Consider the following 16496-nt stretch of genomic DNA (forward strand, 5'->3'; position numbering starts at 1 on the left):
CGGGGGCTTACCCTGCGCCGGGCTTCGACGCCATGAAAGTCTCGAAGGCGGCCTTGTGGTCGGGATGCCAGCGCGACAGGGCCGGCCGGTTGAGGATCAGGTCGTCCGCGGCCCAGGCGATGCGCTTTTCGTCCATCTCCCGGCTGACGTCGTTGTCGGGGCAGAGGATGTAGAAGTCTCCCTTCCCCATCGCCTCGACCATGAAATCCACCACCTGTTCCGCGCTCCAGGCGCCCGGCGGCTTCTCGGTCGAGCGCGCGGTCATCCCCGTGAAGGTGTAGCCGGGAATCAGCAGGTGGGCGCTGACCTGCCCACCCTCGACGTTGCGCAACTGGTGGGCCAGGCCCTCGGTCAGCGCCTTCACCGCCGCCTTGCTGGTGTTGTAGGCCACGTCTCCGGGCGGATTGGTGATGCCCTGCTTGGAGCCGGTGTTGATGATGGCGCAGGGCGTGCCCTGGTCCAGCATCCGGCTGGTGAAGGCCTGCACCCCGTTGATCACGCCCCAGAGGTTGATCTCCAGCAACCGGCGCCAGCGGTCCGGATGCTCCCAGGCGCCGGCCCCGCCGCCGACCCCGGCATTGTTCATCAGCACCGCCACCTCGCCGAACCGCTCATAGGCGGCGTGGCGCAGGCGGTTCACGGCGTCGGCGTCCGAGACGTCGGTGGCCACCGCGAACACGTCGGCGGGCGCACGCGCCGTCGCGGTGACGGCCTTCACGGCGGCCTCGAGCCCTTCGGCGTTCCGGTCCGCCAGGCAGACCTTCATACCCAGGCCCGCGAACCGCTTGGCGGCGGCCAGGCCGATGCCGCTGGCCCCGCCCATCACGACGGCGGCGCGGCCGGATGTCAGGGCGGGGTGGGTCATTGATCGTCTCCGAGCGGCCGCCCGAGGTCCGAGGCGGGAATCCACAATGTCGCCCAGAATGCGGCGCCGTCGAGGCCTGATCGGTTAAGCTGGCCTGTCGGCGTCCTGGCCTGGCTTTTCGCGCTGCAGGGCCGCGACGAAGGAATCGCGCCAAGCTGTGACGTCGTCGCGATTGACCCCTTCGCTCAAGATGGCCCAGCGCGCCTTGCGCTCCTCCAGCGGCATCTCCAGTCCGCGTCGGATCGCCTCGGCGACCTCCTCGCGGCTGAAGGGGTTCACGATCAGCGCCTCGCCCATCTGCTCGGCGGCCCCGGCCAGCTCCGACAGGATCAGCACGCCGGGATCCTCCGGATCCTGGGCGGCGACATATTCCTTGGCCACCAGGTTCATGCCATCCCTCAGGGGTGTCACCAGGCCGATATGGGCGGCGCGGTAGATGCCTGCCAGGACATCTCGCCGATAGCCGCGGTTCACATAGCGGATCGGCACCCAGTCGACGTCGGCGAAGGCGCCGTTAATCCGTCCTGACACCGACTCCAGGCGCGAGCGAATGTCCTGATAGGCCTCCACCTCGTCGCGGCTGGGCGTGGCGATCTGCAGAAGGAACACCTTTTCCTGCTGGTCCGGGTGGTCGACCAGGAACTGCTCGTAGGCGAGGAACCGCTCCTCCAGGCCCTTGGAATAGTCCAGACGGTCCACCCCCAGAATCATCTTGCGGCCCAGCAGGCTGGACCGCGCCCTCTGGAAGGATTCCATCGCTGCGTCTGAATGGGCCGCCGAGGCGAAGGACTCGGCGTCGATGCCGATCGGGAAGGCGCCGATCCGGGTCCGCTTGCCGAACGCCGTGGCCACCCCGTCCTCCGTCACCGACCCGCCGGCGGCCTGGACGATGTAGTCGGCGAAGGCGTCGCGGGAATCGTGGGTCTGGAAGCCGATCAGATCATAGTCGAAGAGCCCCTCGACCAGCTGCGCGTGACGCGGCAGCGTGGTCAGCAGGCGACGCGCCGGCCACGGGATGTGCAGGAAGAACCCGATGCGGTTGGCGATGTCCCTCTGGCGCAGCTGCCGGGCCAGGGGAAGCAGGTGGTAGTCCTGCACCCAGATGAAATCATCGGGCTGGACCAGGGGCGCCAGCGTCTCGGCGAACCGTGAATTGACCCGGGCGTAGCCTTCGCTGAACGACCGCTCATAGGCCACCAGATCGGTCCTGTAGTGGAACAGGGGCCAAAGCGTCCGATTGGCGTAGCCGTTGTAGTATTCCTGCCGGTCCTGCTCCTCGAGGTCCACCAGGGCGACGGTCACCCCGTCCGCCTGCTGGATCGAAAGCTGTCCGGTGAACGTCTCCCGGGTCTGTCCGCTCCACCCGAACCAGATGCCGGAATATTCGCGCAGCGCCGCGGAGATCGCCATGGCCAGCCCGCCCACCGTCCCGGCCGCCGCGTCACCCGGCGGGCTGACCCGGTTGGAGACGACAATCAACCTTCCCATCGCAGGCTCCCTGGGTCGAAGACGTTGTTCTCCAGGCTGCGCGAGATCCAATCGAGAACCCGCTGCGGGCCCGCCACCCGATAACGCGCGCCGGTCGGCCGGCGTTCGCCCACGATGACCCCAAAGCCGCCGAACTGCTCCACCTCGGAAAATCCCGACTCGTCGGTCAGGTCGTCGCCGATGAAGATCGGGGTCGACCCGCGGAAAGGCGCCTCCGCCATATAGGCCCGCAGAGCCGTCCCCTTGCTCGGCCCCGGCGACCTCAGTTCCACCACCATGCTGCCGGCCTGCACCGCCAGGCCCGTCGTCTGCGACAGCCGTGTCGCCAGATCGGCGATCGCCTCAGCCGCGGACGGCGCCAGCCGGTAGTGCAAGGCGACACTGGCCGACTTGCGCTCCACCAGCAGCCCCTGATGCGCCCGGGCCATGGCGTCAAAGGCGTCCACCGCCTCCGCCAGCCGGGGATGGGCGGCCATGCTCTCAACAACGCCCTGCGGGGTCCGCCGCTGAAGGCCATGTTCGCCCGCGACGCAGTTTGCGGCCCGGTCGATCAGAGCATCGATGGCGGCGATCTCCCGTCCGCTCACCAGGGCCAGACGGCCTTGCAGCTTCGTCTGGGCCTGACGCAGCAATTCGTTGAGGCTGGGATTGTTCTCGATCTCGTCGGGGGTGCAGGCGAGCGGAGCGAGCGTTCCGTCAAAATCGAGGAACAGCGCGGTGGACTCCGCGCGCACGCCGGAGCGCCGGTCCTCGGAGTTGGCGACGACAAGGGTCATGTCAGGGGCTTACCGGTCAAAACGCGTCGACTCCTCGATGGCGCGTAGCCAAGCGCCCCGCCAAGACTACAGCGAGGTCATCAGATACATTTTCAGCAACGAATGAGACCGCGCCCCACCTCCGGGGCCAGGGTAGCGAAGCGTCCACGACGGCGCGCGAACTTACAAATCCCCCACTCGCTCTGGGGAACATATAAAACAGCCTCGACCACGTCCAGGCGCGCCTAATCCGAGACCTTACACAAGGACGTTATCCCGGCTGGTCTCGAAGACCCACCGTGTCAAATTTATACACACCAGGACTTCACGAAGACTTCGGTCACAGCAAGACGCGGAGCGGCCGGCGCCCGGTCGTGAACCGTCAGCGCTCTATTTGCGGCCCTGCCGGAAAGGCTCCGGATCGGCCTCGTGCTCGTCGAATCCGAAACGGCCGAAGCCCTCCTTCATCTCCACGCTCAGGGGCGCCTCCAGCACCAGGGTCCCGCTCGACGGATGCGGCAGGCTCAGGCGGCGTGCGTGCAGCTGCAGCTTCAGCGGCCCCGACAGCTCCTTGGAGGCCGCGGTGTTGTACTTTGGGTCCCCCAGGATCGGATGGCCCATGGCCAGCATGTGGGCGCGCAGCTGGTGGGTCCGGCCGGTGTGGGGCCGCAGGGCCATCCAGGCGGCGCGAGGTCCCGCCCGGCTGATGGTGACGAACTCGGTCTCGGCGGGCTCCGCGCCCGGCTCCTTGGGCTGGGCGGGCACCACCATCTCCCGGTCGCCGATCCCCTTCTTCACCAGGGGCAGTTCAAGCACGCCCTCGCCCGGCTTGGGGAAGCCGATGACGATGGCCCAATAGGTCTTCTGCGCCTTGCGCCGCGCGAAGGCGCCGGCCAGCTTCGCCGCCGCGCCCGGCGTCTTGCCCAGCACCAGGACGCCCGAGGTGTCACGGTCGAGGCGGTGGACCAGGCGCGGCCGCTCCAGCCCCTCCCCCCAGGCGCTCAGCAGCCGGTCGATATGCTTGTGGGTCTTGGTCCCCCCCTGCACGGCGAGGCCGGCGGGCTTGTTCAGCACCAGGACCTCATCGTCCTCATAGAGCACCAGGCTCTTGGCGTAGGCCGCCTCGCGGGCGTCGATGCCCTGGTCGGCGCGGGCGCCGGGCTCCGGCGGGTCGGGCAGCGGCGGCACCCGCACCTGCGCCCCGCCCGCCAGCCGGGTGTCGGGCTTGGCCCGGCCGCCGTCGACGCGGATCTGGCCAGAGCGGGTCAGTTTCTGGATCTGGATGTGGTTGAGGTGCGGCCAGCGGCGCTTGAACCATCGGTCCAGGCGCACCCCGTCCTCCCCGGCGTCCACGAACAGGGTGCGGACCTCCTTCACGCGAACACCCGCCGCGCCAGGATCAGACCGACGAACAGCGCCGTCACTGAGAGCAGGACTGAGGCCAGCGCGTAACTCGCCGCCACGCCGTAGGCGCGCCGCTCGATCATCAGGGCCGTCTCCAGGGAGAAGGCCGAGAAGGTGGTGAAGCCCCCCAGGACGCCGACCCCCAGCAGCAGCCGCAGCTTCTCCTGCTCGGCCCCGCCCTTGAAGGCCAGGAACCCCGCCAGCAGACCCATCAGCAGGCCGCCCGCGATATTGGCGATGAAGGTCCCATGGGGCCATCCGGCGCCGAACCATCGCAGGGCCTGGATCCCCAGGCCATATCGCGCCACCGCGCCGGCCGCGCCGCCCACGGCCACTAGAAGCACCTTGTCCATCGGCCCCTTATGCGACGGCCCAAGGGCGGCGTCGAGACGAGGAACGCCGCGCCGCAACGGCTGGTTAAGCCCGCCTCCCCATAATGGGGCGGTAGTTGTATTTCACTGGTCGCTCCTGCGTGTTTTCTGGCGAGTCCAAGAGTATCGAGCGCATCACCGCCGGCGGGGCCGCCGCGGCGCTCGAACGGCTGGCTGGAACCGATCTGGTGGAGCGCGGCTGCGTCACCATCATCAGCGTCGACGCCATCCGCCAACGCTCCGGCGACCGCTGGCCACGCAAGCGCGACGCCGTCTGGGCCTATGTCGGCAAGAGGTTCGACGAGCACCTGGCCTATCAGGACATCCGTCATCGCATCGGCGAGACCGACTTCCTGGTGGCCGTGACCTCCGAGGAGGGCGTGGCCGCCCAGGCGCTTAGCCTGAAGATCCTCGAGGAGGCCCTGCTGTTCTTCCTGGGGGTCGCCGATCCCGCCGACATGAAGATCCGCGCCGTCAGCGCCATCAACGGCCAGGAACTCGCCTGCACCGACATCGACCCGGCCGGCGTCACCGGCCACCGTCCGGCTCCGCCGGAGGAGCTGGTGATCTTGGCCTATCGCCCCACGGTCGATCCGGTCGAGGAGCGCCGGCGCAACCCGATCTCCTTCGTCACCGCCTCGGGCCAGAACCTGCGCATAGACTACAGCATCGAGGAGGCCGTCAGCCTGCGCCACAAGGTGACCGCCGCCCTGCGGATCGAGCTCACCGTGACCCACATCGCCAGCGGGCGGTCGATCCCGGCCCGGGCCTTCGCCAAGCTGTCGGACGACGACATCGCCTTCATCGACCGCGCGTCCCTGGACTACGCCGCCCTGTTCGTAGGCCTGGAAGACCGGCCACAGCCGCTGATCCTGCCACTCTCCTTCCGCACCCTGTCGACCCGCAAGGGCCGGCAGGCCCTGATCAGCGCCGAGGGCCTGCCGCCGCAGCGGGTGAAGGTCGGTGTCATGGTCGAACTCATCGACGTCGATCGTGGCACGCCGGAGGCCCGGCTGCTGGAGGTCACTGGTCTGGTTAGCCAGCTGTGCAAGGGCGTGCTGGTCCGCCTGCAGCCCGGCCGCGACGCGGTTGGGCCGGTGAAGGGCGCCCGGCTGCAGGGCCTGACCGTGGCCGCTGGCGATCTCGGCGGTACGGACAGCCAGGTGGCCAGTCACATGCTGAACCTGGCCTCTCAGGCACGGGGCCGCACCCCGGTCCTGATGATCCACGGCCTGCCCTCCGAGGGTTACCTGGACGTCGCCCAGGTGGCGGGCTTCACCCACGCCTCGCTCAGGGTGGCGCAACTGAACCAGGCCTCGGAACAGCCGGCGGCCTAGGTCCGCGGCCCGAGCGCGCTGCGCAGGCCGCGCGCGTCGTAGACGTCTGCGCCGGGAGGCTTCTCGCCCTTGCCCATCACCACCTCGATGGTCTGGGCCAGGGCCGGTCCGCCGCCGAGATCAAAGCTGGTGCCGAGACCGATCCCGACCCCGCCGCCCCGGCCACAGCTGCCGCCGCCGGTGCCAAGCGACACGCGCGGACCGCTGTTGCTCCCGGCCTGCCGCATCATCCGATCCGACACCCGGAACCAGTCGTAGCCGTCGGCCAGGGCGATATCGGCGGCCCGCAGCAGGGCGTAGTCGGACACCTGTTCGGGCGATCCGCCGGGGCCGCCCCGGAAGGTGACGCGGTAGCGGCCGGGCTCGATCCGGTAAGACGAGAAGCCCACGGCCTCTGGACCGTTGGCGGCGGTATAGACGGTGGGGGCGCTGACGCAGGCGGACAGCCCGGCGCAGAGCGCGGCGGTAAGCAGCAGGCGTTTCATCGGCGGGCATCCAGTCTGGGCGAAAGTCTTGCGACTTCCAGGGCTTGGCGTGAGAACGGCCAGCCCCGGCCTCCGTTCCGGTCAGGCTTCGGTCAGGCCGATCGCCGCCAGCAGCGCGGCCATGTCCGGCGGGGTCGGCGCCTCAAGCTTCTTGGTCCCGCCTTCGGGATGCGGAAACGACAGGGCGCCGGCATGCAGCATCAGGCGCGGCACGGGTTGGCCGCCCACCGCCAGCGCTCCGCCATAGCGCGCGTCGCCCGAGATCGGCCGGCCGATGGAGGCCAGATGCACCCGGAGCTGGTGCATGCGACCGGTGTCAGGCGACAACTCCAGCAGGGCCGCCACCGAATTGGACGAAAGGGTCTTGTACCGGGTCTTGGCCGTCTCGGCGTCCGGGTGATCGGGCGGGCAGACCCGCATGAAGGCCTCCCGGCCCGCCTCGTCCCGGCGCAGGGGAACCTCGATGGTCCCGCCCGTGGGGTCGGGGGCGCCGGGCGTCACGACGGCCCGGTAGATCTTGGAGAACCTGCGCCCCATCATCGCCTTGCCGAGGAAGCCTGCCGCCGGCTTGGTCTTGGCCGTCAGGATGACGCCCGAGGTGTCGCGGTCCAGCCGGTGGATCAGGCGCGGCCGCGCCTTGCCGGGCTTGGCGAAGGCCCACAGCATCTCGTCCAGCGTATGGACCTGGCCTCGCCCGCCCTGACTGGACAGGCCGGCCGGCTTGTTGAGCGCCAGGATGTGCGGGTCCTCATAGATCACCAGGCTGCGGACCAGGGCGATCTCGTCCGGCGTCAGGACCACCGGCTTGGCCTCGGCCTTGGACTTCGGCGGCGGCCTCACCGGCCCTCGCGCTCGGCCCGGATCGCCGCCCAGCGCTCCAGCCGGTCCTTGATGCGCGCTTCCGAGCCCTGGTCCTTGGGGTGGTAGAAGCTCTGCCGCGCCATGCCCTCGGGGAAGTAGTTCTGGCCCGAGAAGCCTTCCTCCGTGTCGTGGTCGTAGGCGTAGCCCTTGCCGTAGCCGAGGTCCTTCATCAGCTTGGTGGGGGCGTTTCGGATATGGGCCGGTGGCATCAGGGAACCGGTTTCCTTGGCCGCTCGCATGGCGGCCTTGTAGGCCACATAGACCGCGTTGGACTTCGGCGCGGCGGCCAGGTGCACCACCAGCTGCGCCAGGGCCAGGTCCCCCTCCGGCGAGCCCAGGAAGTCGTAGGTGTCCTTGGCCGCATTCGCCAGCACCAGCGACATGGGATCGGCCTCGCCGATGTCCTCCATGGCCGCCCGGATCAGCCGACGCGCGATGAACAGCGGGTCCTCGCCTCCGGTCAGCATGCGGGCCAGCCAGTACAGCGCAGCGTCCGGATCGGACCCCCGGATCGACTTATGCAGCGCCGAGATGAGGTTGTAGTGCTCCTCCCGGTCCTTGTCGTAGGCCGGACTACGTTTCTGAAGAATCTCCCCCAAGGCCTTGATCGACAACGGCTTCGCCGTGCCGATGTTGAACAACGTCTCGGCCAGGGTCAGCAAATAGCGACCATCCCCGTCCGCCATGGCTGTCAGGGCGTCGCGGGCCTCGCGCTCCAGCGGCAGCGCCTTGCCCTCATGGGCCTCGGCCTTGTCCAACAATGTGCCCAGCGCCTCGTCGTCCAGCCGCCTCAGCACATAGACCTGCGACCGCGACAGCAGCGCCCCGTTCAGCTCGAAGGACGGGTTCTCCGTGGTCGCCCCCACCAGGGTGACGATCCCCTCCTCGACGAAGGGCAGGAATCCGTCCTGCTGGGCGCGGTTGAAGCGGTGAATTTCATCGACGAACAGCAGGGTCGATTGCCCGGCCGAGCGACGCATCTTGGCGGCTTCGAAGGCCTTCTTCAGGTCCGCGACGCCCGAGAACACCGCCGACAGCTGCTGGAACTCGTAGCCCGCCTCCTTGGCCAGCAGCCTAGCGATAGTGGTCTTGCCGGTGCCGGGCGGCCCCCAGAGGATCATCGACGACAGCCGCTTGGCCTCCGCCATCCGCCGGATCGGCCCCTCGGGCCCCAGCAGGTGATCCTGCCCCACCACCTCGTCCAGCTTCTGCGGACGCAGACGGTCCGCCAGCGGCGAGGGTGCGTGCGGCGTCAGACCCGCGGCTTCGAAGAGGTCGGCCATCCAGGGGATATAGCCCTCCCTCCCCGTCATGGGGAGGGAGAAGCCGGTCCTACGTCCGGAAGTTCGCCGTGATCTCCTGGCCGGCGCGCACGATGGTCACCTGCCACTGGCCGCCATTGCTGCTGACGATGCCGACGAGGTCACGCACCGAGTTGATGTCGCGGCCGTTGACCCGGCGCACGATGTCGCCCGGGCGCAGGCCCGCGTTCATGGCGAAGCCCCGGCCCATCTTGGTCACCAGCACGCCCTTGCCCGAGAAGGGATCCAGGCCCAGCTCATCGGCCACCGCCGGCGACAGATTCACCACCGTGGCCCCGTCGAAGGGGTTGCGCCCAGCGATCACGCGCTCATCCCTGGCCGGCGTCGCGGGCGGCGCCTCGGCCTTCAGGTTCAGGGTCAGGTTGGAGCCGTCGCGCAGCACCCCCAGCTTCAGGATCTCGCCGGGACGGCTGGACCCCAGGGCGTAGCTGACGCCGGCCGGATCGGCCATGGGCTTGCCATCCACCGTCAGGATCACGTCCTCAGGCTTCAGACCGGCGCGGGCCGCGGGGCCGCCGGGCCAGATGTCGGCCACCAGGGCGCCCGACGGGATGGCCATGCCCAGGCTGCGGGCGATCTCGCCGCTCACCGGCTGGGTCCGCGCGCCCAGCCAGGGGCGCACCACCACCTGGCCGCCGCCGGCCGCCGTCTCCACGATGCGCTTGACCATCGCGCCGGGGATCGCGAAGCCGACCCCCGAAGACGAGCCCGAGCGCGACAGGATGAAGCTGTTCACCCCGATCAGGTCGCCGTCCATGTCCACCAGGGCGCCGCCCGAATTGCCCGGATTGATCGCTGCGTCGGTCTGGATATAGGCATTGGCGGCGTCGCCATTGGGGTCGGCGGTGCGGTTCAGGGCCGAGATGATGCCGTTGGTCACCGTCTGGCCGACGCCGAAGGGGTCGCCGATGGCCAGCACCAGGTCGCCCACCTGGGCCTCGCCGGTGTCGTCGATCGGCAGGACCGGCAGGCGCTCGGACCCCACATCGATCTTCAGCACCGCCAGGTCGGTGCGCGGGTCGGCCAGCAGCAGCTTGGCGGGGAACTCGCGCCGGTCGGCCAGGGCCACGGTGATCTCCTGCCCGCCCTGCACCACGTGATTGTTGGTGATGATCACCCCGTCGCTGCGGACGATGACGCCTGAGCCCAGGGAGCCCTCGATCCGCTCGCGCGGCGCCCCCATGCCGAACATCTGCCAGAACGGGTCGGACTGCTGGCGGACCAGCCGCTTGGACGAGATGTTCACCACCGCCGGCGCGGCGCGCTTCACGACCGGGGCGAAGGACATCTTCATGGTCATGGAGTCGCCGGGCGCCGCGCGGGTCGGCTGGACCAGCTGTGGAATCTGGGCCTTGGACTTGGCCGAGGGGTCGGAACAGGCGGCCAGCAGGGCCACGAAGGGGATCAGGACGCGATAGGCTCGCATGGGCTCTCCGAGCGGGGAAACGTCGCCGGACTTTGACGAGGTTTCAGGCGCATTGATGGCCAGAGCGCGATAGCCGAAAGTGGCCACCGGTTTCGGCGGCCATCGCGCTCCGACTTAAGATAGGGGGTGACCGATAGCCGGTCACCCCCTGGCATCTAGGCTGACTTCTGTTCGGGCGAAACAGGCCTCGCGAAAGCCAGGACAAGTATCCAGGCCACCAGGCTCAAGACGCCGCCGATCAGGATGGTCAGGCCAGACCAGGCCGGCCCCCAGGTCAGGGTGGCGGCGAACACCTGGGTCACCGCGATGGGGGCGGCGATACTGGTCAAACTGGCGATGGACCCCATGGCGCCCTGCAGCCGCCCCTGCTCCTCGTCGCCGACCTTGGCGCTCATCAGGGACTGCAGGGCCGGCGTGGCCATGCTGCCCAGCACGATGGGCAGGTTGGCGATCCAGAACCAGACCCCGGTGGGGGCGAGCCCGACGGCGAAGAAGCCCGTGACCTCCAGGGCCAGGCCCAGCAGCACCGTCCGCTTGTCGCCCAAGGCCTTGGCGATCCGGCCCGTCAGACCGGTCTGCACCGCGATGCTGGCCACCGCCAGGGCGCTGCAGAAGATCCCGAAGTCCAGCGGGCTCCAGCCGTAGCGGTGGGCGGTGTAGAGGACCAGCAGGTTGTCCTTGGCCTGGAAGGCCAGCCAGATCAGCAGCAGGGCGATCCCCAGCACCAGCAGGCCCTTACGCTGGATCAGCAGATCCACCGCCCCCCAGGGGTTGGCCTTGGCCCAGCGGATGGGCGCACGCTTCTCCTTGGGCAGGGATTCCGGCAGGACGAAGATCCCGTAGATCCCGCCGAGGAAGGCCACGGCGGCGGCGGCCCAGAACGGCACCCGGATATCGTGCATGGCCAGCAGGCCGCCCATCGCAGGGCCCATGATGATCCCGCTCCACAGGGCCGCGGTCATCCAGCCATAGGCCATGGTGCGCTCTTCCGGCGGCGTCACGTCGGCCACATAGGCCATGGCCGCGGCCTGGGCCCCGCAGGTCAGGCCGCACAGAATCCGCGCCGCCATCAGCCAGCCGACGGTAGGCGCCAGCGCCCCCATCACCAGTTCGGCCCCGACCCCGAACACCGAGATCAGGATCACCGGGCGGCGGCCGAAGCGGTCGCTGAGCATCCCCAGGAACGGGGCGGCCAGGAACTGCGGGATGGCCCAGCCCACCTCCAGGAACCCGACCCAGCGGGCGGCGGTGGCCGGGTCGCCGCCCACCAGCTCCTGGGCCAGCCGCGGCAGGACGGGGAAGGAGATCGATTGGGCGGAATAGTCCAGGAAGATGGTGACCGCGACGAAGATCAGCGCCGCGCGGCGGGTGCGATGGGGCATGGATGTCTCGAGGTTCCGGCGCCTGCCGGCATGACGAAGGGCCCGGCCGTCGGCCGGTTGCGAGGACGGCGGCGCCGAGGCTGGTCAGCCTCCGCCCGCGTCCTAGGCCCTGGTCTTCTCGAATGCGATCATGGGCTCAGCCTACCGCTCCGGCCCCGCTTGGCAAGCCCTCGGCCTTGGCCTGGGCCGGCACGTCGCGGGCGAAGGCCAGGGCCAGGCTCCAGGCCACCAGGGTCAGGGCCGCGCCCGCCAGGATGGTCAGGCCCGACCAGCCGGGGCCCCGCCCCGCCGCGACGGCGAGCGCGAAGACCTGGGTGAAGGCGATGGGTCCGAACAGTCCGGTCAGACTGCCGACCCCCATCATCGCCCCCTGCAGCCGCCCCTGCTCGTCGGGATCGACCTTGGCGGTCATCATCGCCTGCAGGGCGGGACCGGCGATGTTGGAAAGCGCCATGGGCAGGTTGGCGATCCAGAACCAGAAGCCCGTGGGCGACAGCCCCACGGCGGTGAAGCCGATCACCTGTAGGGCAAGACCGCCGATCAGCACCTTGCGCTCCCCCAGCCAGGTCACCGCCCGGCCGGTGAGCTGGCTGGTGACCACGATGTTCACCGCCCCCAGCGCGCTGCAGAAGATCCCCAGGGCCATCGGGTCCCACTGATAGCGATAGGCCGTGTAAAGGACGAAGACGCTGTTCATGGCGTGCATGGCGAACCACAGCAGCAGCAGGATGAGCGCCAGAATCGGCAGGCCCGGCCGCGAGAACACCAGGCTCAGCGATCCCACCGGATTGGCGTTGGCCCAGCGCATCGGCGCCCGGCGTTCCTTGGGCAGAGATTCGGGCAGCACGATCAGGCCATAGACTCCGTTGGCCAGGGCCACGGCGGCGGCGGCCCAGAACGGCGCCCGTGGATCCCAGGCGCCCAGGAGACCGCCCAGGGCCGGGCCCAGAATCACCCCGGTCCAGGCCGCGGCGTTGAGCCAGCCATAGCTCTTGGCCCGCTCCTCCTGCGGGGTGATGTCGGCCACATAGGCCATGGCCGCCCCCTGCGCCCCGGCGGTCAGGCCGCACAGAATCCGCCCGATCAGCAGCCAGGCCAGGGTCGGGGCCAGGGCCATGATGGCCAGATCGATGGAGAGGCCGAAGATCGAGATCAGGATCACCGGCCGGCGGCCGAACCGGTCGCTCAGCATGCCGATCACCGGGGCGGCGAAGAACTGCGCCACCGACCAGGCGGCCACCAGCACCCCCACCCAGCGGGCGGCCGAGGACACCTCGCCCCCCACCATCTCCTCCACCAGGCGGGGCAGGACCGGGAACACCATGGTGTGGCTGACCACGTCCAGGCAGATGGTGATGGCGATGAACGGCAGGCCGGCCTTGCGGAGGTTGGCGGACGCGGGGGCCCCCGCGTGGGGGCTTGGGTCGACTGGCAGGGTCATGAAAAATCTCGAAGCGCCGGCCGCCGGAGCGGTCGGGGAAAGACGGTCGCGAGGCAAGGCTCCGGCCAGCGGCCGGGCGCCGCCTAGGCCCTCATCGTCTCTGTCTGCGTCGTCGCCATGATCACCCTACGGTAGAGGTGTGACAGGTTCCGTCAAGCCGCCGCGGCGGCTGTCGCCGGCGCATGGGCCACCCGCATCCCCAGCAGCAGCGCCATCAACAGCAGGAAGGCGGCCAGATAGATGGCCAGGCCCGGCGCATGCAGGGTGGCGTCATGCCGGATCGACCAGGCGAAGATCGTGCCGAACATGATCGGGCCCAGCACCGAGGCGACCCCTTGCAGGCTCTGGTTCGCGCCCTGCAACTGACCCTGGTGGCTCGGGTCCACGCGACGGGTCATCAGCCCCTGCAGCCCCGGCTGCATGAAGTTCAGCAGGGCGAAGACCGGCGCTGAGGCGATATAGAACCAGCCGGTGGGCGCGAAGCCATAGAGGGCGAAGCCGAGGCAACCGCCTGCCGCCCCCAGCAGCAGGGCCCCCCGCTCGCCGATCCTGGCCACCACAGGCCCCACCAGCAGGGTCTGCACCCCCCACCCCCAGCAGGCCCGTCGCCATCATGGTCAGGCCGATGATCCCCGGGCTCCAGCCATAGCGGTAGCCGGAATAGAGCACAAAGATCGACGGCAGCACGGTGTGGGCCAGCTGGAACAGGAAGCCGACCCCGGCCAGGCCCAGCAGGTCGCCATGGGCCCGCAGGAAGGCCAGCGAGCCCACAGGATTGGCCCGCTTCCAGTCGAAGCTGGTGGTGCGCTTCTCCACCGGCAGGGATTCCGGCAGCACGAAATAGCCGTAGAGCCAGTTGATCGCCGTCAGGGCCCCGGCCACCAGGAACGGCAGACGCAGGTCGAACTCCGCCAGGAACCCTCCCAGGGCCGGGCCCACCAGGAAGCCGAAGGAGAAGGCCGAGCCCATCCAGCCGAAGGCCTTGGCCCGGTCCTGCGGCGGCGTCACGTCGGCCACATAGGCGTTGGCGGTGGAGAAGCTGGCCGCCGTCACCCCGTTCAGCACCCGGCCGACGAACAGCCAGGCCAGGTTGGGGGCGAAGGCCATGAACATGAAGTCGACGGCCAGGCCAAACAGCGAGATCAGCAACACCGGCCGGCGCCCGATCCGGTCGCTCAGCATCCCCAGGATCGGCCCGCAGAACAGCTGCATGATCCCCCAGACGCAGCCGAACACCACATTCCACAGGGCCGCCTCGGCGGTGTCGCCGCCGGTGAAGCTCTTGATCAGGTTGGGCAGCACCGGGATCATGATCCCGAACGACACCGCGTTCATCAGGGCGCAGACAAAGACGAAGCTGAAGGCCGCCTTGCGGCCACCGGCCGTGGGTGTTGCGTCGCTCATGATCTTGGTCTCCCCCCCAGCACCAATCTGAAACAAAACCGGAACTCGTTCAACCGCGTTAGGTCGCGGTGTCCCGCAGCGCCGCAAGCTGCGCCTGCCAGTATTCCGCCAGCCGCATCAGCAGCGCCTGGTCCGGGAAACCGTGCCGCGCGGCGCTCTGGAGCGGAACCTGGTCGAAGCCACGATGCTCGATGCTCACCCGCGTCTCGTCACCCACCGCCTCGAACCGCACCTCGACCTGCGTCTTGAGCTCGGGCGGGAAGTTCGCCTGCCGCCAGGAAAACTCCAGCCGGTGCGGCGGCTCCCAGGCGGTGATCCTGCCGATCTCGAACACCTTGCCGTTGGCGAGCGTCTCCGTCAGCCGGCCGCCCTCCCCGGGTTCGAAGGCCAGCAGGCCCGGCGCCCTGGGAGTCGTCTGGAACAGCGGGTTGGGCTTCCACCACATCCCGATCTCGCCGACAAAGGCCTCGAACGCCCGCTCCGGCGTCGCCTTCACCCGCAGGGCCACAAACACCTTCGACGTCATCGCTTTCCTCCCCCGTTCACGGGGGAGGGGGACCGGCGCAGCCGGTGGAGGGGGCGCGACCGGGCGCTGAGCTTGAGGCTCGCCCCCTCCACCACCCGGAGCCTGTCCTCGGGTCGACCTTCGGTCGAGCCCGGGGGGGCGGTCCCCCTCCCCCGTTCCCGATGGTCACAGGGGAGGAAGGGAAGCGGAGAGCTCACGGCGCTTTCTCGACATGGGCCTTGAAGGCGATCAGCTGTTCGCTCCACAGCCTCTCGCTCTCCTCCAGCCAGCGCAGCAGATGCACCATGGGTTCGGGCCTCAGGGCATAGATGCGCACCCGCGCATCGAAGGGGGGATGGGACTCCGCCACCAGGCCGCTCTCGCGCAATGTGCGCAGGTGGCGGCTCATGGCGGGACCCGGCAGGCCGACCTCGCGCGCCAGTTCCCCGGCCTGGCGCGGCCGCTGGCTCAGCAGGTCCACCACCTGGCGGCGGTAGGGATCAGCCAGGGCCGCAAGCGTCCGGTCGAGGGCGGCTGTCGCGGCCAAGTCAGACCCAGCCCGTGATCTTCAGCCCGCTGGCCGCCTCGGCCTCCTCACGGCTCACCACCTCGACGGTCTGGGACACGTTCCAGATGTGCCCTTCCGGATCGCGGCAGCGATAGGTGCGGTCGCCATAGAACTGGGTCGCGGGCTCCGCATGGATCTCGGCGCCGGCGGCCCGGGCCCGCGCGTAATGGGCGTCGATGTCGTCGTCGATCTGAATGCTGACCGTCTGGGTGTTCTTGCCGCCGATGGACTTGGGGCTCTTGTGGTCCTCCGTCCATTCCGTGCCGATCATCACCATGCTGTCGCCGAAACTCAGCTGCGAGTGGGCGACGCCGCCGTCGGCATCCTCCAGCAGCATGGTCAGCTCAAAGCCGAAGGCCTTCTGCAGCCAGTCGATGGCCGCCCTGGGGTCCTGGTAGAACAGGGCCGAACTCATCCGGGCCATGCGCGTCTCCTCTAGAGCGAAGTGCTGATGTCGTGGCCGGTGGCCTTGGCCACCTCGTCGCGGGTGGGCGCCGCCACGGTCTGGCCGAAGGACCAGGGATGGTCCTCGAGATCGAGGCAGGTGTAGACCCGGTCGCCGTAGGGCTGGGTTTCCGGCCCGCGCTCGATACGCGCGCCGGCCGCCCGCGCTCGCGCGCAATGGGCGTCGAGCCCCTGGCCAAGTTGCACGTGGACCGACTGGGTGGCGCGGCCGCCAAAGGCGATCGGGGTCGTGGCCTTGTCCCGCGGCGGACCGACCACCATCACCAACCCGCCCTCGAGGCTGGTCTCGGAATGCACCACCCCGCCTTGCCCGTCGTCCACCACCAGGGCGGTCTCGAAACCGAAGGCCTTTTCCAGCCAGGCGAGGGCTGCCCGGGGTTCGCGATACCAGATGACCGGGCTGATGGCGGGACGCAT

General features: G+C 69.3%; 18 protein-coding genes. 1 reads left to right on the forward strand and 17 read right to left on the reverse strand.

What is annotated here, in order from left to right:
- Nucleotides 1-7 precede the first annotated feature (7 nt).
- The 5 genes from Q8N10_RS12615 to crcB all read right to left on the reverse strand — a co-directional run bounded on the left by Q8N10_RS12615 (nucleotide 8) and on the right by crcB (nucleotide 4865).
- Nucleotides 8-865, reverse strand: a complete 858-nt coding sequence (locus tag Q8N10_RS12615; RefSeq protein ID WP_304774782.1) for an SDR family NAD(P)-dependent oxidoreductase — start codon at nucleotides 863-865, stop codon at nucleotides 8-10.
- An 84-nt stretch (nucleotides 866-949) separates the two neighbouring features.
- Complete coding sequence (gene otsA, locus Q8N10_RS12620; RefSeq protein WP_304774784.1) at nucleotides 950-2353, reverse strand: alpha,alpha-trehalose-phosphate synthase (UDP-forming); 1404 nt, start codon at nucleotides 2351-2353, stop codon at nucleotides 950-952.
- Complete coding sequence (gene otsB, locus Q8N10_RS12625; protein WP_304774787.1) at nucleotides 2341-3129, reverse strand: trehalose-phosphatase; 789 nt, start codon at nucleotides 3127-3129, stop codon at nucleotides 2341-2343. The genes otsA and otsB overlap by 13 nt, the downstream gene beginning before the upstream one ends.
- Nucleotides 3130-3498: 369 nt before the next feature.
- Entirely contained in the window at nucleotides 3499-4485 is a 987-nt protein-coding gene (locus tag Q8N10_RS12630; protein WP_304774789.1) for an RluA family pseudouridine synthase, read from the reverse strand.
- Nucleotides 4482-4865 (reverse strand): fluoride efflux transporter CrcB, encoded by a 384-nt coding sequence (gene crcB, locus Q8N10_RS12635; protein WP_304774791.1) that lies wholly within the window; start codon nucleotides 4863-4865, stop codon nucleotides 4482-4484. The genes Q8N10_RS12630 and crcB overlap by 4 nt, the downstream gene beginning before the upstream one ends.
- Nucleotides 4866-4960: 95 nt before the next feature.
- Here crcB and Q8N10_RS12640 point away from each other — a divergent pair, with 95 nt between their 5' ends.
- Nucleotides 4961-6220, forward strand: a complete 1260-nt coding sequence (locus tag Q8N10_RS12640) for a hypothetical protein (protein ID WP_304774793.1) — start codon at nucleotides 4961-4963, stop codon at nucleotides 6218-6220.
- Here the strand turns inward: Q8N10_RS12640 and Q8N10_RS12645 are convergent.
- The 12 genes from Q8N10_RS12645 to Q8N10_RS12695 all read right to left on the reverse strand — a co-directional run bounded on the left by Q8N10_RS12645 (nucleotide 6217) and on the right by Q8N10_RS12695 (nucleotide 16496).
- The gene (locus tag Q8N10_RS12645) at nucleotides 6217-6705 is read right to left on the reverse strand and encodes a hypothetical protein (RefSeq protein WP_304774794.1); all 489 of its coding nucleotides are present in this window, start codon (nucleotides 6703-6705) and stop codon (nucleotides 6217-6219) included. The two genes, Q8N10_RS12640 and Q8N10_RS12645, sit on opposite strands and share 4 nt — an antisense overlap.
- Nucleotides 6706-6786: 81 nt before the next feature.
- Nucleotides 6787-7545, reverse strand: a complete 759-nt coding sequence (locus tag Q8N10_RS12650) for an RluA family pseudouridine synthase (RefSeq protein WP_304774796.1) — start codon at nucleotides 7543-7545, stop codon at nucleotides 6787-6789.
- Nucleotides 7542-8849 carry a replication-associated recombination protein A gene (locus tag Q8N10_RS12655; protein WP_304774798.1) on the reverse strand — a complete coding sequence of 436 codons (1308 nt, stop codon included), beginning with the start codon at nucleotides 8847-8849 and terminating at the stop codon, nucleotides 7542-7544. Before Q8N10_RS12655 ends, Q8N10_RS12650 begins: the two co-directional genes overlap by 4 nt.
- A 49-nt stretch (nucleotides 8850-8898) precedes the next feature.
- Complete coding sequence (locus Q8N10_RS12660; RefSeq protein WP_304774801.1) at nucleotides 8899-10314, reverse strand: Do family serine endopeptidase; 1416 nt, start codon at nucleotides 10312-10314, stop codon at nucleotides 8899-8901.
- Nucleotides 10315-10469: 155 nt separating this feature from the next.
- A complete protein-coding gene (locus Q8N10_RS12665) occupies nucleotides 10470-11696 on the reverse strand; it encodes an MFS transporter (RefSeq protein ID WP_304774803.1) in 1227 nt (408 codons plus the stop codon).
- 136 nt (nucleotides 11697-11832) lie between these two features.
- Nucleotides 11833-13137, reverse strand: a complete 1305-nt coding sequence (locus tag Q8N10_RS12670) for an MFS transporter (RefSeq protein WP_304774805.1) — start codon at nucleotides 13135-13137, stop codon at nucleotides 11833-11835.
- Nucleotides 13138-13289: 152 nt separating this feature from the next.
- Nucleotides 13290-13445, reverse strand: a complete 156-nt coding sequence (locus tag Q8N10_RS21045) for a hypothetical protein (protein WP_370690161.1) — start codon at nucleotides 13443-13445, stop codon at nucleotides 13290-13292.
- On the reverse strand, nucleotides 13408-14541 hold the full coding sequence (locus Q8N10_RS12675) for an MFS transporter (protein ID WP_370690162.1): 1134 nt from the start codon (nucleotides 14539-14541) through the stop codon (nucleotides 13408-13410). Before Q8N10_RS12675 ends, Q8N10_RS21045 begins: the two co-directional genes overlap by 38 nt.
- Nucleotides 14542-14599: 58 nt before the next feature.
- Complete coding sequence (locus Q8N10_RS12680) at nucleotides 14600-15067, reverse strand: SRPBCC family protein (RefSeq protein ID WP_304774807.1); 468 nt, start codon at nucleotides 15065-15067, stop codon at nucleotides 14600-14602.
- Between the two features lie 193 nt (nucleotides 15068-15260).
- Nucleotides 15261-15593: a helix-turn-helix transcriptional regulator gene (locus Q8N10_RS12685; protein WP_304774808.1), complete on the reverse strand. Its 333-nt coding sequence runs from the start codon at nucleotides 15591-15593 to the stop codon at nucleotides 15261-15263.
- Nucleotide 15594: 1 nt separating this feature from the next.
- Complete coding sequence (locus Q8N10_RS12690; RefSeq protein ID WP_304774810.1) at nucleotides 15595-16038, reverse strand: VOC family protein; 444 nt, start codon at nucleotides 16036-16038, stop codon at nucleotides 15595-15597.
- 11 nt (nucleotides 16039-16049) lie between these two features.
- On the reverse strand, nucleotides 16050-16496 hold the full coding sequence (locus tag Q8N10_RS12695) for a VOC family protein (protein ID WP_304774812.1): 447 nt from the start codon (nucleotides 16494-16496) through the stop codon (nucleotides 16050-16052).

The organism is Phenylobacterium sp., from assembly GCF_030693625.1.
In the GTDB taxonomy this organism is placed as follows: Bacteria; Pseudomonadota; Alphaproteobacteria; order Caulobacterales; family Caulobacteraceae; genus Phenylobacterium; species Phenylobacterium ferrooxidans.

Bases quoted from the DNA above. Each gene is read 5' to 3' on its own strand.
- Q8N10_RS12615 (WP_304774782.1), bottom strand. From the start codon at position 865: ATGACCCACCCCGCCCTGACATCCGGCCGCGCCGCCGTCGTGATGGGC.
- otsA (WP_304774784.1), bottom strand. From the start codon at position 2,353: ATGGGAAGGTTGATTGTCGTCTCCAACCGGGTCAGCCCGCCGGGTGAC.
- otsB (WP_304774787.1), bottom strand. From the start codon at position 3,129: ATGACCCTTGTCGTCGCCAACTCCGAGGACCGGCGCTCCGGCGTGCGC.
- crcB (WP_304774791.1), bottom strand. From the start codon at position 4,865: ATGGACAAGGTGCTTCTAGTGGCCGTGGGCGGCGCGGCCGGCGCGGTG.
- Q8N10_RS12645 (WP_304774794.1), bottom strand. From the start codon at position 6,705: ATGAAACGCCTGCTGCTTACCGCCGCGCTCTGCGCCGGGCTGTCCGCC.
- Q8N10_RS12655 (WP_304774798.1), bottom strand. From the start codon at position 8,849: ATGGCCGACCTCTTCGAAGCCGCGGGTCTGACGCCGCACGCACCCTCG.
- Q8N10_RS12660 (WP_304774801.1), bottom strand. From the start codon at position 10,314: ATGCGAGCCTATCGCGTCCTGATCCCCTTCGTGGCCCTGCTGGCCGCC.
- Q8N10_RS12665 (WP_304774803.1), bottom strand. From the start codon at position 11,696: ATGCCCCATCGCACCCGCCGCGCGGCGCTGATCTTCGTCGCGGTCACC.
- Q8N10_RS12670 (WP_304774805.1), bottom strand. From the start codon at position 13,137: ATGACCCTGCCAGTCGACCCAAGCCCCCACGCGGGGGCCCCCGCGTCC.
- Q8N10_RS21045 (WP_370690161.1), bottom strand. From the start codon at position 13,445: ATGTTCGGCACGATCTTCGCCTGGTCGATCCGGCATGACGCCACCCTG.
- Q8N10_RS12675 (WP_370690162.1), bottom strand. From the start codon at position 14,541: ATGAGCGACGCAACACCCACGGCCGGTGGCCGCAAGGCGGCCTTCAGC.
- Q8N10_RS12680 (WP_304774807.1), bottom strand. From the start codon at position 15,067: ATGACGTCGAAGGTGTTTGTGGCCCTGCGGGTGAAGGCGACGCCGGAG.
- Q8N10_RS12690 (WP_304774810.1), bottom strand. From the start codon at position 16,038: ATGGCCCGGATGAGTTCGGCCCTGTTCTACCAGGACCCCAGGGCGGCC.
- Q8N10_RS12695 (WP_304774812.1), bottom strand. From the start codon at position 16,496: ATGCGTCCCGCCATCAGCCCGGTCATCTGGTATCGCGAACCCCGGGCA.